Origin of the sequence: Blautia sp. Marseille-P3201T, from assembly GCF_900120295.1 — a bacterium.
Lineage (GTDB): Bacteria > Bacillota > Clostridia > Lachnospirales > Lachnospiraceae > Blautia.
Window position 1 is genome coordinate 484,003 of the sequence record NZ_LT635470.1, and the last position, 14,482, is coordinate 498,484.

The 14,482-nt window shown below is 39.9% G+C and carries 13 protein-coding genes, 2 pseudogenes and 1 riboswitch; of the genes and pseudogenes, 10 read left to right on the forward strand and 5 right to left on the reverse strand.

What is annotated here, in order from left to right; all coding sequences use genetic code 11:
• Positions 1-7: 7 nt before the first annotated feature.
• The 6 genes and pseudogenes from BQ7352_RS10645 to BQ7352_RS10670 all read left to right on the forward strand — a co-directional run bounded on the left by BQ7352_RS10645 (position 8) and on the right by BQ7352_RS10670 (position 6,288).
• On the forward strand, positions 8-1,066 hold the full coding sequence (locus BQ7352_RS10645) for a pyridoxal phosphate-dependent aminotransferase (protein WP_072449191.1): 1,059 nt from the start codon (positions 8-10) through the stop codon (positions 1,064-1,066).
• A gap of 2 nt (positions 1,067-1,068) precedes the next feature.
• Positions 1,069-2,574: pseudogene (locus tag BQ7352_RS10650) on the forward strand (cobyric acid synthase); the annotation flags it as partial.
• A gap of 24 nt (positions 2,575-2,598) precedes the next feature.
• Complete coding sequence (locus BQ7352_RS15185; RefSeq protein WP_242948605.1) at positions 2,599-3,249, forward strand: precorrin-8X methylmutase; 651 nt, start codon at positions 2,599-2,601, stop codon at positions 3,247-3,249.
• Positions 3,250-3,270: 21 nt separating this feature from the next.
• Complete coding sequence (locus BQ7352_RS10660; RefSeq protein WP_072449192.1) at positions 3,271-4,494, forward strand: NADase-type glycan-binding domain-containing protein; 1,224 nt, start codon at positions 3,271-3,273, stop codon at positions 4,492-4,494.
• Positions 4,495-4,571: 77 nt separating this feature from the next.
• A complete protein-coding gene (locus BQ7352_RS10665; protein ID WP_072449193.1) occupies positions 4,572-5,594 on the forward strand; it encodes a D-alanyl-D-alanine carboxypeptidase family protein in 1,023 nt (340 codons plus the stop codon).
• Positions 5,587-6,288, forward strand: a complete 702-nt coding sequence (locus tag BQ7352_RS10670) for an HAD family hydrolase (RefSeq protein ID WP_072449194.1) — start codon at positions 5,587-5,589, stop codon at positions 6,286-6,288. Before BQ7352_RS10665 ends, BQ7352_RS10670 begins: the two co-directional genes overlap by 8 nt.
• Positions 6,289-6,366: 78 nt before the next feature.
• On the opposite strand, the gene BQ7352_RS15190 is transcribed toward BQ7352_RS10670, so the two are convergent.
• The 5 genes and pseudogenes from BQ7352_RS15190 to BQ7352_RS10690 all read right to left on the reverse strand — a co-directional run bounded on the left by BQ7352_RS15190 (position 6,367) and on the right by BQ7352_RS10690 (position 9,879).
• Positions 6,367-7,155, reverse strand: coding sequence for a sirohydrochlorin cobaltochelatase (locus BQ7352_RS15190; RefSeq protein ID WP_242948606.1), 789 nt, complete (start codon positions 7,153-7,155; stop codon positions 6,367-6,369).
• A gap of 270 nt (positions 7,156-7,425) precedes the next feature.
• A pseudogene (locus BQ7352_RS15195) lies at positions 7,426-8,046 on the reverse strand (energy-coupling factor ABC transporter ATP-binding protein); the annotation flags it as partial.
• Positions 8,025-8,801, reverse strand: coding sequence for a cobalt ECF transporter T component CbiQ (gene cbiQ / locus BQ7352_RS10680; protein WP_072449196.1), 777 nt, complete (start codon positions 8,799-8,801; stop codon positions 8,025-8,027). The pseudogene BQ7352_RS15195 and the gene cbiQ, both read right to left, overlap by 22 nt.
• 27 nt (positions 8,802-8,828) lie before the next feature.
• Complete coding sequence (locus tag BQ7352_RS10685) at positions 8,829-9,131, reverse strand: energy-coupling factor ABC transporter substrate-binding protein (RefSeq protein ID WP_072449197.1); 303 nt, start codon at positions 9,129-9,131, stop codon at positions 8,829-8,831.
• Position 9,132: 1 nt separating this feature from the next.
• Positions 9,133-9,879 (reverse strand): energy-coupling factor ABC transporter permease, encoded by a 747-nt coding sequence (locus BQ7352_RS10690; RefSeq protein WP_072449198.1) that lies wholly within the window; start codon positions 9,877-9,879, stop codon positions 9,133-9,135.
• Positions 9,880-10,078: 199 nt separating this feature from the next.
• Positions 10,079-10,259: riboswitch (cobalamin riboswitch) on the reverse strand.
• 118 nt (positions 10,260-10,377) lie between these two features.
• On the opposite strand from BQ7352_RS10690, the gene hemA reads away from it, so the two are divergent.
• Genes hemA through cobA form a run of 4 tightly spaced genes read left to right on the forward strand, consistent with a single transcriptional unit; the run spans position 10,378 to position 14,482 of the window.
• Complete coding sequence (hemA, locus tag BQ7352_RS10695; protein WP_072449835.1) at positions 10,378-11,610, forward strand: glutamyl-tRNA reductase; 1,233 nt, start codon at positions 10,378-10,380, stop codon at positions 11,608-11,610.
• Positions 11,600-12,073 (forward strand): precorrin-2 dehydrogenase/sirohydrochlorin ferrochelatase family protein, encoded by a 474-nt coding sequence (locus BQ7352_RS10700; protein WP_072449199.1) that lies wholly within the window; start codon positions 11,600-11,602, stop codon positions 12,071-12,073. The genes hemA and BQ7352_RS10700 overlap by 11 nt, the downstream gene beginning before the upstream one ends.
• Before the next feature lie 2 nt (positions 12,074-12,075).
• Positions 12,076-12,966: a hydroxymethylbilane synthase gene (gene hemC, locus BQ7352_RS10705; protein ID WP_072449200.1), complete on the forward strand. Its 891-nt coding sequence runs from the start codon at positions 12,076-12,078 to the stop codon at positions 12,964-12,966.
• Positions 12,959-14,482 (forward strand): uroporphyrinogen-III C-methyltransferase, encoded by a 1,524-nt coding sequence (gene cobA / locus BQ7352_RS10710; protein WP_072449201.1) that lies wholly within the window; start codon positions 12,959-12,961, stop codon positions 14,480-14,482. The genes hemC and cobA overlap by 8 nt, the downstream gene beginning before the upstream one ends.

Consider the following 14,482-nt stretch of genomic DNA (forward strand, 5'->3'; position numbering starts at 1 on the left):
TAAAACAATGACAAAGATACACGTACACGGCGGAGACGTATACCGTAATCCCGGTATTTTAGATTTTTCCGCAAATTGTAATCCCTATGGAATACCGAAAGGTGTGAAGGAGGCAGTGATACAGGCGCTTGAGAAAGCGGAATGTTATCCTGACGTAAGCTGTGATAAGCTTCGCAAAGCCTTGGCAAAGGAGGAAGGGGTAGCAGAAGAAAAAATCATCTGCGGAAATGGCGCTGCGGATTTGATTTTCGGTCTGGTATTGGCAAGGAAGCCAAAAAAGGCATTGCTTCTTGCCCCTACTTTTGCAGAATATGAGCAGGCTTTGTCTTCTGTGGGATGTGAAATCGTGTATGTGCCGCTTTCAGAGGAAAAAGGCTTTGTGCCGCAGGAGAATTTTATAGATAGAATTACGAAGGATATTGACATGGTATTCTTCTGCAATCCCAACAACCCAACGGGAATACTGGCAGACAGAAGTTATGTAGAGCGAATTTTACAACGCTGCAAAATTTCAGATGCTTTTCTTGTGTTGGATGAATGTTTTATTGATTTTGTAGAAAATCCGGAAGCTTATACCATGAAAGCATATTTAGAGACTTATACCAATTTCTTTTTGCTGAAGGCATTTACGAAAAAATATGCAATGGCGGGTATTCGTCTGGGATATGGACTTTGCAGTGATAAGGACACTTTAGAAAATATGAAGGCAGTCATGCAGCCGTGGAATGTATCGGTGCTGGCACAGGAAGCAGGAATAGCGGCATTAAAAGAAAAAGAATATGTAAAAGAAACCTTTGATAAAATCAAAGAAGAAAAAGAATATCTGTTAGAAAAATTAAGAAAATTGGAGCTTTTCTGTTATCCTTCAAAAGCCAATTATATCTTTTTTAAAGGTCCTCTGCATTTAAAGGAGGACTGTCTGAAACAGGGGATCGCCATAAGAGATTGCAGTAATTATCCAAATTTGGAAGAAGGCTTTTACCGTATTGCAGTCCGAAAAAGAGAGGAAAATGAGCGATTAACAGAAGCTTTGGAATATATTTTAAACGGGGAAAAGAGGAAATAACAATGGCAAAGGCAATTATGATACAGGGAACTATGTCCAATGCAGGAAAAAGTCTTTTGGCAGCAGGACTTTGCAGAATTTTTAAACAGGATGGTTATCGGGTAGCGCCTTTTAAGTCTCAGAACATGGCGTTAAATTCTTTTATTACCGAAGACGGATTAGAGATGGGAAGAGCGCAGGTGATGCAGGCAGAGGCAGCGGGAATTAAACCTTCCGTGTTAATGAACCCTATTCTTTTAAAGCCTACCAACGATGTGGGAAGTCAGGTGATTGTCAACGGAGAAGTGCTGGGAACGATGAGCGCCAGAGACTATTTTGCTTACAAGAAGCAGCTTATTCCCAAGGTCATGGAAGCCTACCATAAATTAGAAAAAGATTATGATATTATTGTCATTGAAGGAGCGGGAAGTCCTGCGGAAATCAATTTAAAAAAAGAAGATATTGTGAACATGGGAATGGCAAAACAGGCAAAAGCTCCTGTGCTTCTGGTGGGAGATATTGACAGAGGCGGTGTTTTTGCACAGCTAATCGGAACAGTCATGCTGCTGGAAGAAGATGAGCAGAAAATGGTAAAGGGCATGATTATCAATAAATTCCGAGGAGATAAAACCATTTTAGATCCGGGAGTGGTAAGTCTGGAAGAAAAAACAGGTATTCCCGTGGTGGGAGTAGCTCCTTACATGGAGCTGGAGGTAGAAGATGAAGACAGCCTCACCGAGCGCTTTTCCGGCAATCAGGAAATCGGCGCTATTGATATCGCAGTTATCCGTGTGCCCAGAATTTCCAATTTTACAGATTTTAATGCCTTGGAAATGATTTCCGGTGTTTCTCTGCGCTATGTAAAATCAGTCAGTGAACTGAAAAATCCCGATATGATTATTCTACCGGGAACGAAAAATACCATGGAAGATTTACTCTGGTTAAGACAGAGTGGGCTGGAAGCAGCAATTTTGAAAAAAGCTGCCGAAGGAAAGATTATTTTCGGTGTCTGCGGCGGATACCAGATGTTAGGAGAAAAACTTTCCGATCCGGATGGCGTTGAAGCAGGCGGGGAGGTAAAAGGCATGGGACTTTTACCAATGGAAACCGTGTTCCAAAATTCTAAAACCCGTACAAGAGTTTCCGGTACTTTCCCAAAAGTAGACGGTGCATTAAGTGCTCTTACCGGTATCAAGCTGGAAGGATACGAAATCCACATGGGTGAAAGTGTGCTTTTGGAAGGAGCGCAGCCCTTTACTGAGATTACCGACCATGTACAAAATACAACTAAAAAAGACGGAGCTTATTCCGGCAATGTATATGGTTCTTATGTGCATGGAATTTTTGATAAAGAAGAAGTGGCAAAAAGTGTGGTAAAAGCCATTGGAGAAAGAAAAGGTCTGGACGTTTCCCAAATGACGGGAATGGATTTTGCCGCATTTAAGGAAACCCAGTATGATAAGCTGGCAGACGGTCTTCGGGAACATTTAGATATGAAGAAAATTTATGAGATTTTAGAAGCCGGATTGAATAAAAAGAGAGGCAGAGGACAAATGAAAGTAGAATTGGAAAATGTAAAACCAAAAGAAATCGAAACAAGAAGTTTTGAAATTATTACAGAGGAGCTAGGAGACAAAAAATTAGTTCCCGGTACAGAGTGTATTGTAAAAAGATGTATTCATACAAGCGCTGATTTTGACTATGCAGATAATCTCTGCTTTTCTCCAAATGCAGTGGAAAAAGCCATTGAAGCAATTAAAAACGGCGCTTGCATTGTCACAGACACACAGATGGCAAAAGCAGGAATTAACAAAAAAGCGTTGGCAAAGTACGGCGGTGAGGTCTATTGCTTTATGTCTGATGAAGACGTGGCAAAGAAGGCAAAGGAACTGGGAACTACCAGAGCCACTGCAAGTATGGACAAAGCAGCAGAGCTTGGAAAACCGTTGATTTTTGCCATTGGCAATGCACCGACTGCTCTTGTAAGACTATATGAACTGATAAATGAGAAAAAAATTTCTCCATATTTGATTATAGGGGTTCCCGTTGGCTTTGTAAATGTGGTACAATCTAAGGAAATGATTATGGATACAGAGGTTCCTTATATTGTTGCCAGAGGAAGAAAGGGTGGAAGCAATATTGCCGCATGTATCTGTAATGCTTTATTATACATGATTGATAATGAAAGAGATTACTGGAAATAGGAATTTCAGGAAGGAAAAAACATGAAATGTGACAGATGCGGAAAAGAAATACCGGATACCGACCTCTATTGCGGACGGTGCGGAAAAGCTGTTTTTCCGGAATATATGGATGAAGATGACAGATGGGCTTATTATAAGACGGATGAGGAGCTGGAAGAAATTTTAAAGGCAGAGCAGGAAGGAAAGGAAGCAGAACCTGCAAAGCCTGTGAAAATAACAAGGTTTCCGAAGGAAAAAGAAAATGTAGAAGAACCGGTTCAAGAAGAAGTCTTACAAACAGAAGAAGAACCGGAAGAAGTAAAAACAGAAGTAGCAGAAGAAACCGAAGAAGCAAAAATTGAAGCAGAAGAAGAAGCTGAAGCAGCACCGGAATTGAACGCAGAACCGCAAACAGAATACCAAGAAGAAGGCGAACAGGCTGTTTTAGAAGAGATTTCGGAAGATGCTTCACAAGAAGAGGAAAACGTTTGGGAGGAAGACCTTTTCGAGGATGAGGAGGAGGAAGACGAGAAACCTCCTTTAAGTCCCGAAGGAAAAAAGAAAAGATGGAAAATTACTGCGTTAATTACCTTGTTCTTGCTTTTGTGTCTGGGAATTGGAATTGCTTTGGGAATGAAGCGAATGAAGGATTTAGACAGACAGGAAAAGGAGTATTATGAAAAATTACATAAAGAAGTGGTTCATCAGGATACTCCGTCTTCGGAGACTGAAAAGGAAATGGACGAAGAAGAAAAAGAAGATACTTCAAACGAAGAAACGCCGGAACAAAAATCTTTTCAATTAGTAAATCCGGAGGAAATTGATTTTTCTCAGTATCAGAAAATTACGCCTGTCAGCGCCGAACAGAATTCTATCAAAGAGTCCGCTACCTATGATTACAGCGCCAAAAGCGCCATTGACGGAGACAGCAGTACCTCTTGGCAGGAGAATGAAGAGGGGACAGGAGAGACGACAGGTATTCAAATCAATTTGGACGGAAATCACAAGGTTCGCTATCTTGTGCTGTATTTAGGAAACTGGAGAAGCGATCAGCTCTGGGAATACAGCGCACGCCCGAAGACCTTGACCATTCAGATTGGCGACAGTCAGACAAAGGATGTGGAATTTTCCGATGAGAAGAAAAAATTCTGTCTTTCCTTTGACGAACCAATCGATGCGTCTTACATTTCCATGTATATTGCAGACTCTTATGAGGGAAGCAGATGGAATGACAATGGTATCTCAGAAGTAGAAATATATGAATAAACAAGCTTATTATTCCATGACAAAGCATTTATTTTCAGTTTGTCATGGAATAACTGCGTTTAGAATATGGAGAAATTATGAAGAAAAAACAACGAATGAGAGAAGCTAGAAGAAAAAGAAGAATTTTATTTACTGTTTTAGCTGTGTGTATTCTTTGTCTGTGTGCTGTTTTAGGCGGAATAAAGCTAAAACAGGCTTATGACCAAAAGCAGGAAGAAAAAGCAAGAATAGCAGCCGAAGAAGAACGCAAAAGACAACAGGAAGCAGAAGAAAGACGAAAGCTGGAAGAACGGTTAAATGTGCAGATTGATATGGATATTTACAGTGAAGCCGCTATTGTAAAAGACGTACAAAATAATAAAGTTCTGGCTTCTAAAAATGCCGAGGAACGGATTTATCCTGCGTCTATGACAAAAATTCTTACCTTATTGATTGCCGTAGAAGAGCTTCCTGATTTGGATGAGAAAATTCAAATTCCCGTGGATGAGGTTTTGGCAGAATATGAAAGAGGCGCTTCCATGGCTGGTTTTCAGCCAGGAGAGAAGGTTTCTGTAAAAGATTTGCTGTACGGTCTGATGCTTCCGTCAGGAGCAGAATGTTGTACGGCATTGGCATGCAGAATATCCGGAAGTGAAGAAGCTTTTGCTGAAAAAATGAATGAGAGGGCAAAAGAGCTGGGTATGTTAAATTCTCATTTTGTAAACGCCTCCGGACTGCATGAAGATGAGCATTATACAACGGTTACAGACATCATGATCTTATTGGAGCAGGCAATTAAAAATGAAACCTTCTACGAAGTGTTTACGACTCGTTCTTATACCACTGCTCCCACAGCAGCAGAGCCAGACGGAATTACCTTTGAAAGCACTATGTATGATAAGAAATCAACCTTAGAGGTGACAGACGGAGAAATTCTGGGTGGAAAAACAGGATTTACCAACGCAGCAGGTTTATGTCTGGCGAGCTTGGCAAATGTAGAAGGGCAGAATTATATCTTAGTAACAGCAGGCGCAGACGGAAATCATAATACCGAGCCTTTCCACGTGCTGGATGCAGAAAATATTTACAGTCAGATAGGAGCTGCAATTCAAAGTGAATAAATCATCAGAATTTTGGATAACAGAAGATAAATTTTTCCCAAAAGCAGTTGTCTTTGATATGGATGGCTTAATGCTTGATACCGAACGAGTTATTAAATACAGTTGGGATGTGACAGGAGAGAAGCTGGGCTACGGAAAACTGGGAGAGAATATAAAAAATACGCTGGGCATGAATAGAGCCCAAAGAAATGCTTATTTTCTAAACAAATATGGAGAGGATTTTCCCTTAGATGCTTTTTTAGACGGGTATCATCAGGTCTATTATGAATACGAAAAAGAAAAGGGAATTCCTAAAAAAGAAGGCTTGCTTTCTCTTTTAGATTATTTGAAGGAGAAAAATATTCCTATGGCTGTGGCAACCTCCACTCATCAAATGTATGCCAAGGAAGCGCTGAAGGAACAGGAAATTCTTCCTTATTTTCAGGAAGTCATCACAGGTGACTGTGTGGAACAGGGAAAACCCGATCCTGCTATTTACGCATTGGCGTGCAAACGATTAAAAATCAATCCTTCCTCTGCTTTGGCGCTGGAAGACTCCTACAATGGGATTATTTCAGCCGGAAGAGCAGGAATGAAAGTCATTATGATACCCGACCTTTTAGAAGACGAGACACCTGTAAAGAAGTATTTATACGGAAAATTGAAGACATTGGAAGAAGTAAAACGCTGGATAGAAAAGAACTATTTGATATAATAATCTGAATAATAAAAAACGAGAGGCTGTCGCTTTAAATATTGGGGATAATATTTAAAGCAAGAGCCTCTTTGCTTTTTAACAATCTATGGATTTTAAATGTTCAATAAAGAGTTTTCGAATACCCGAATATTCGCCCAAGCCTTTTAATACAGGTTCTACCTCATAGCCTTCCGCTTTAAACTGGCTGTACCAAGAGTCCGGCTCATCGCTTGCCATATCATTTTTGGCATGGTCTCCGGCTACAATCATAAAGGGAGCTAAAATCACCTTTTTCGGCTTGTAAGCGTGAACCATTTTTAACAGACTTTCCATAGTCGGGTAGGCCTCCACTGTTCCAAGAAAAATATTGGAATATCCTTTATCTTTAAAAGTATAATCCAAAGCAGCATAAATCGCATTGGCATAGTGGGTAGTTCCGTGTCCCATCAGAACTAAAACATCATCTTTTTCCAAGTCTTTAAATTCAGATGTGATTGCTTCAATAACAGCCAAATTATCCTGCTCGCTGGTAAGAAGCGGATCGCCGAAAGAAATAGAGTGAAACTGTTCCTGATAAGCAAGAGCATCTTCCTTCATAAGGTCATTTTCAATACCGTTGATTACATGGGTAGGCTGAACCAGAACATCGGTAATGCCGTCTTGAAGCATCTGCTCCATGGCTTCTTTTACCGTAAAAATATGTACGCTGTCTCTGGCATTTACTTTTTTGATAATCATTTTGCTGGTCCATGCACGATAGAGGGCATAATCAGGGAAGGCAGCCTGCATATCCTGTTCAATGGCATCAATGGTAATTTTTCTGGTATCATTGTGACTTGTTCCAAAACTTACAGCTAAGATGGCTTTTTTTGTTTCTTTTAACACTGTTTTTGTTCCTCCATAGTGTGTATTTATTTTCACATCTGAGATGTATTTTTCTAAAGTATTTAAATTTTTAGGAAGGGGAAGAGAAGGTTTTAAAATCCCTTTTCTGCATAGGCTTTCAAACAGCTCCAATACAGCAGGAGGTTCCAAATTTGTCTGTTTTAAAGCAACACGATTTCCAAATACCTGCGCCGGTGTGCCGTGCATCAGAACCTTACCCTCATGGAATAGCAAAACCTCATCCGCCCATTCATAGGCATAATTCACATCATGAGTTGCCATTAAAACGGTAATACCGTTTTGTGTCATTTGTTCTACAATGTGATTTACCATAGTAGTATGCTTGGGGTCCAGAGCAGCAGCGGGTTCGTCTAAAATAATAATTTCCGGTTTCATGACCAGAATATCAGCAATGGATACCTGCTTTTTCTGCCCACCACTTAGAGCATGGGTTGGCTTATGACGGAAAGGTGTAATTTCCAGATAGTCAATGACCTGCTCTACTTCTTTTTTTGTCTGTTCCTCAGAATGCCCTAAATTTAAAGGTCCAAAAGAAATTTCCTGATAGACACTGGCTGAAAAAAGCTGATTGTCCGGATCCTGAAAAACAATCCCAATTTTACTTCTTAAATCTAAAAGTTCTTTCTTTTTATAAGTGACTTCTTTATTATGGAAGAAAAGTTTTCCTTTTTGTGGTTTTAAAATACCGGTACAACAGAGAAAAAAGGTAGATTTACCACTGCCGTTAGCACCCATAAATGCAATTTTCTGGCCTTTTTTGATTTCCAGAGAAAGACCATTTAAAGAATGACTTTGTTCGTCATCATAAGAAAAATATAAATTTTCTGCTTTTAGAATAATATCTGAATTCATGAAAAAAATCTCCTCCATATAGCGAACAGAAATAAGGCTGAGTCAAAAAGTACAATAGCTGCAATGACCTTTTTTTTAGGAGGCTGGTTTTCTGACAGTACATGAATGGTATCATCGTAGCATCTGGCCTCCATTGATGCATATAATCGGTTGGAACGTTCCACAGCTCTGATCATTAAAACAGAGCCCAACATTCCAAAAGATTTTAAAGACGTTTTATAATTCCGATTTCCAAGACGACAGTTTTGGGCAGTGGATAAAGCAGAGGCAGTATCCAAAAGTACGAAAATAAAACGATAAATTAAAAGCATTAATTCCATCAGCAGTTTAGGACAGTGAAGCTTTTTAAGAACCTGCAAGATGTCCGGCATAGGTGTAGTAAAAGATAAAAAATATAAGCAGGAAACTGCTCCTAATGCTGTAAAAATAAGCTGTACCGCATAAAAGAAAGAGGAATAACTGGTTGTAATGTACCAGCTTCCCACAGGAATAGAGAATAAATCCATAGGTGTACGGCTTATATGAAACATAATGGCAATTGTGCTAAGTAATAAAAAAATAATGGGAGCAGTGAGAAAACGTAAATAACGAGAAACAGGGACTCCTCCCTTACATACGGTAAGAATCCCTGTAACTGCTAATACGATACCTGCCACTGCAATAGAACGACTCATTACACAAATACAAAGTGTAATTATTGCAAAGGCAAATTTCTCACCGGCGTTTTCATATCTGAGTCTGGAATGATAGCAAAGCTTATCAATGACAATCATAGGAAAACTCCTTTCAAAAGAGAAATTTTAATTATCGTCTTTCATCCATTTTTTACGTTCTACAAAACGTCCCATGATGAAAGCAATGACGCCGACACCAATTCCTGTTTGCAGACAGAAGAGAAGACTCTCTACTTCTCCCGGAAGTTCACCGCCAATAAGCTGCTCAAAAATAGGAGTTGCCCATGGCTCATAAGAAGCATCTACTTCTTCTACGACCTGGCTTCCGGCATCGTCAGAACCGCCAAATTCTGCATCTTTTAATACGAATAATGGAACAAAAGCAATTAAGAAAATCAAAAGAATGGCAAGAAGTACTTTCTTTTTCATATTATTTTCCCTCCTTTAAGTAACCAATTGCACGAAGTTCAGGTTTTGCGTAAGTTTCTAATCCCTGGATAATCAGAACTGTAATCACACCTTCAATGATAGCTAAAGGTACCTGTGTAGGAGCGAATACTGCAAGGAATTTGCCCATAGCAGCCATAAAAGTAGTATCTGCATTGTGAGCAAGTGCCATTTGCGCGGCAGTAACGCAGTAAGTAAATAAATCTCCTAAAGTTGCTGCAAGAAAAACAGAAATAACTTTATTTACTTTTGCTTTTTTACATAAAACAAAAATTCCATAAGAAACAAACGGACCGGCAATTGCCATAGAAAAAGTGTTTGCTCCGATAGTAGTCAGTCCGCCGTGAGCTAATAAAATAGCCTGGAATAAAAGAACAATCAGTCCTAAGATAGAAACAGCGGAAGGTCCAAATAAAATTGCTCCCAGTCCTGTACCTGTCATGTGAGAACAGCTTCCTGTTACAGATGGAATTTTCAGTGATGAAATTACGAATACAAAAGCTCCTGACATAGCAAGGAGTGTAATCAGATTTTTATGTTCAGCTAATGTCTTTTTAATAGACAAAAATCCGGCAACTAAAAACGGAATACATAAAGCACCCCATGCAATACAAAAGCTGCCCGGCAGATAGCCTTCCATAATGTGCATCGCACTGACATTAGACATTACTCCAAAAGTAAGTGCAAAAATACCTGTCAGTACAAAAAGTCGTTTGTGTTGTTTACTCATTTTTCTTCTCCCTTCTGATTTTAAAACGCAATGTGCTCCTTGCGGAGCATTTTTATTACATAGTATGTATTTTTCTATGCAATAAAAAAGAACCTGTTCGGTACATACCGACAGGCTATCAGAAGAACAAGAGGTTCCAGCCAAATTGATAAGCTATGAGCCACCCTGTTCTTACACATGGCCATCGTTCGTAACCTGTGTAAATCGTATGTACAAGGCAGGTCTTCTGACTCAGGTATCGTCATTTTATTTCGTCTTCCCAGTAAACTCCAGTGACATAATGAAATAAAACTTCTCCATTACAGCGGCGTGACCGTGTGAGATTTTCACTCAACTTTCCTATTCTCCTGCAAACAGGCACCTCGAACATTCAATTCTGAATTTATTGTAACATACTATCTGATTTTGTCAATAATCAATAAGTTGCACCGAAAACAATTCTGTGCTAATATGAAAAAAATTATGTAAAAACAAAAGATTTAGGAGATGGAAGAAGAAATGAGTATTTCCATGGTGGGAATTGATTACAATAAAGCGTCGGTAGACGTGCGTGCACAATTTTCCTTTACAAAGAAAAATGCAGCGGCGGCGATGGAGAAATTAAAAGAAACTCCGGGAATTTTAGGCTGTGTTATTTTATCTACCTGCAACAGAATGGAGATTTGGGCAAGTACACAGGAAGAATGGGAGGGCTCTCTTTTTGAGTTCTTGTGTGAAGAAAAAGGAAAAAATCCGGAAGAATTTCGCAGATATTTTGTGGAGAGGGAGGAAGGAGAGGCGATTGAACATCTTTTTTACCTGACAAGCGGCTTAAAATCTCAGATTTTGGCAGAAGACCAGATTATTACTCAGGTAAAGGATGCCCTGTCTATGGCAAGAGACGTTTATTGTACAGACAATGTCTTGGAAGTGCTTTTTCGCATGGCAGTGACCGCAGCAAAACGAGTAAAAACAGAGGTGGTGTTTTCCAGAGGGAACAGCTCTGTCATTCATCAGGCTATTCAAAAGCTGAGAGAAGCAGGTTATTCTTTAGACGGCATTACCTGTATGGTAATCGGAAACGGAGAGATGGGGAAAGTGGCTGCATTGGCTTTGGCAGAAGCAGGCGCACATGTAACGGTTACAGTTCGTCAGTATCGCAGCGGAATTGTCAGTATTCCTAAAGGCTGTGACAGAATAAACTACGGAGAACGCATGGAATTTTTTCCTTCCTGTGACTTGGTGGTCAGTGCAACGGCAAGTCCCAATTTTACCCTTACAAAGGAGCTGATACAGCAGGCTAAAAAAGGGGAAAAACAACAGATTTTAATTGATTTGGCTGTTCCAAGAGACATAGAACCGTCTGTAAAGGAAATAGAGGGCATGACTCTTTATGATATTGACAGCTTTAAGATTGATACCAATTCTCTGGAGCTTCAGGAAAGTATGCAAAAAGCAGCGTTAATATTAAAAGAGCAGATGGAAGATTTTTATTGCTGGTATGACGGGAGAAGCTTAATTCCCCGTATTCAGGACATTCAGGCAGAAGCGGTTCAGGATTTGAATTTGCGTATTTTAAAAATTTTGCGAAAAACTCCTATGGAAGATGAAGACAGGGAAAACCTGTTAAACGCCATTGATACAGCGGCCGGAAAGGTTGTCAGCAAAATGATGTTCGGGCTTCGTGACACCTTGGAAAAAGAAGAATTTTTAAATTGTGTAGAAGGGTTGGAAAAGCTTTATGGAGCGTAAAGAAAAGAAGTTTTTTCCTCTGTTTATAGATTTCACACAGAAAAAGGCAGTGGTAATCGGAGGCGGGAAAATTGCCACCAGAAGAATTCAAACTCTGCTGGATTTTGTGGGAGAAATCACTGTTATTGCGCCTGCGTGTACGAAAGAAATCGAAATACTTTATGAGAAAAATGAAATTTTATATCAGCAAAAGAAGTATGAAAAGTCTGATATCAAAGATGCGGACATGGTTCTGGCGGTAACAGATGACAGCGCTTTAAACGAAGAAATATACAAGATTTGCAAAGAGAAGAATATACTGGTAAATGTAGCCAGCAATCAAGAAAAGTGTGACTTTCATTTTCCGGGAATTTTAGAATATGAAGATGTTGTAATCGGCTTTAACGGATGTGGAAAAGACCACAAAAAAGTCCGTAAAATAAGAGAAATGATACAGGAAATGCTCAGTCATAAAGGGGAGTAAATATGAGAAAAGTAGTAATCGGAAGCAGAAAAAGTAAGCTTGCAGTGGTGCAAAGCGAGATGGTGCGGGATTATATTCAAAAAAATAACGAGGATATTCAAGTGGAAATCCTTACCATGAAAACCACAGGAGATAAAATTTTAGACAGAACCTTGGACAAAATCGGCGGAAAGGGCTTGTTTGTAAAGGAGCTGGATAAGGCTCTTGCAGAAAGAAAAACAGAACTGTCCGTACACAGCTTAAAGGATATGCCTATGGAAGTTCCAAAAGAGCTTCCTCTTATCGCATTTTCCAAAAGAGAAGATCCAAGAGACGTACTGGTGCTTCCAAAAGGCGTTACCCAATTAGAACCTTCAAAGCCTATTGGGTGCTCCAGTTTAAGAAGAATTTTACAGCTAAAAGAAATCTTTCCGGATATGGAATGTAAAAGTGTCAGAGGAAACGTTCAGACACGTTTGAAAAAATTAGATGACGGAGAATACAGCGGTCTTTTACTGGCGGCGGCAGGCTTGAAACGATTAGGACTGGAAGACAGAATTGCCCGTTATTTTGAGCCGGAGGAAATGATACCGGCAGCCGGTCAGGGGATTTTGGCAATTCAGGGAAGAAACGACGTGGATTACAGTTACTTAAAAGGCTATGGGGACGAAAATGCCACTTATGCAGCATTGGCAGAACGGGCTTTTGTAAGATATTTAGACGGAGGCTGTTCCTCTCCGGTAGCAGCTCATGCCAAGGTAGAGGACGGACAAATTATTTTACGTGGACTTTACTATGATGAAAATACAGGAAATTATGAAAAAGGATTGAAAAAAGGCAGCGTAAAAGAAGCAGAGGAACTTGGAATTTCTCTTGCAAAAGAGCTGAGAGAAAGGGGTAAAGCGCATGTGTAAAGGCAAGGTATGGCTGGTAGGAGCCGGTCCGGGAGATATTGGATTATTTACTTTAAAGGGAATGGAAATTTTACAGCAGGCAGAGGTGGTGGTGTATGACAGTCTGGTAGGTCAGGGAGTTTTATCACAAGTTCCAAAAACGGCTCGTTGTATTAACGTAGGAAAACGAGCATCTCATCACACCATGCCACAGGAACAGATTAATGAGGTTTTATTGGAGGAAGCAAAAAAAGGATATCGTGTAGTCCGCTTAAAAGGGGGAGATCCCTTCCTCTTTGGCAGAGGCGGAGAAGAGCTGGAGCTGTTAATTCAGGAGGGAATTCCTTACGAAATCGTACCGGGAGTGACTTCTCCTATTGCCGTTCCTGCTTATAACGGAATACCGGTTACCCACCGTGATTTTACATCTTCTCTTCACATTATTACGGGACATAAGAAAAAGGGTGCAGCCTATGACATTGATTTTGAAGCTCTTGTTCGCACAAAGGGAACTTTAGTATTTTTAATGGGTGTCAGCGCTTTATCGGATATTTGTCAGGCGCTTTTAGATGCAGGCATGGAAAAAGATATGCCCGCTGCGATTTTGCAGAAAGGAACAACGGCCGCACAGAAAAGAATTGTGGCAACAGTTTCTACTTTGCCGGAAGAAGTACAACGTCAGGGAATTGAAACGCCTGCCATTATTGTAGTTGGAAAAGTCTGTGCTCTGGCAGAGGAATTTGCATGGTATGAAAAGCTTCCCCTTTTCGGCTATAAGGTATTAGTGACAAGACCAAAAGAAGCTGCATCCTCCATGGCGGCAAAGCTTAGAAAGTTGGGGGCAGAAGTGTTGGAATTACCTGCTATTCAAACCACAGCAAAAAAAGAAAATACAGCTCTTTTTACAGCTTTTTCTCATTTACAGACTTATGACTGGATTGCTTTTACCAGCCCAAAAGGCGTAAAGGTTTTCTTTGAGGAAATGCAAAAGGCAAAGGTAGACGCAAGAAAGCTGGGAAATGTAAAATTTGCAGTAGTAGGAACAGGAACACAGAGAGCTTTACAGGAAAGAGGCTTTTTTGCAGATGTTATGCCAAAACTGTTTGACGGTGCATCTCTTGGGAAAATGTTGTGCGAAAAATGCAGCGGAACAGAGAAAATTTTACTCCCCAGAGCAGAAATCGGCAGTCAGGAAATTATAGAAGAATTAAAGAAAAAAGCAGGAATTACGATTGACGATATCGGTATTTATGAAACGCTTTATGAAAAATCGGAAATTATTGACGAAAAGAAAGAATTTGAAGCAGGAAGCATTAACTGTGCAGTTTTCACCAGTGCTTCCACGGTAAAAGGATTTGTAAAAGCAGTTCCAGCACTGGATTACAGCAAGGTAAAGGCTGCCTGTATCGGAAAGCAGACAAAGGCAGCAGCAGATAAATATTCTATGGAAACTTACATGTCAAAAGAAGCTTCTATTGACAGTCTTCTGGAATTAGTAATAGAATTAAAAAAGAATTCAGAGAAAAAGGAGTTGTAG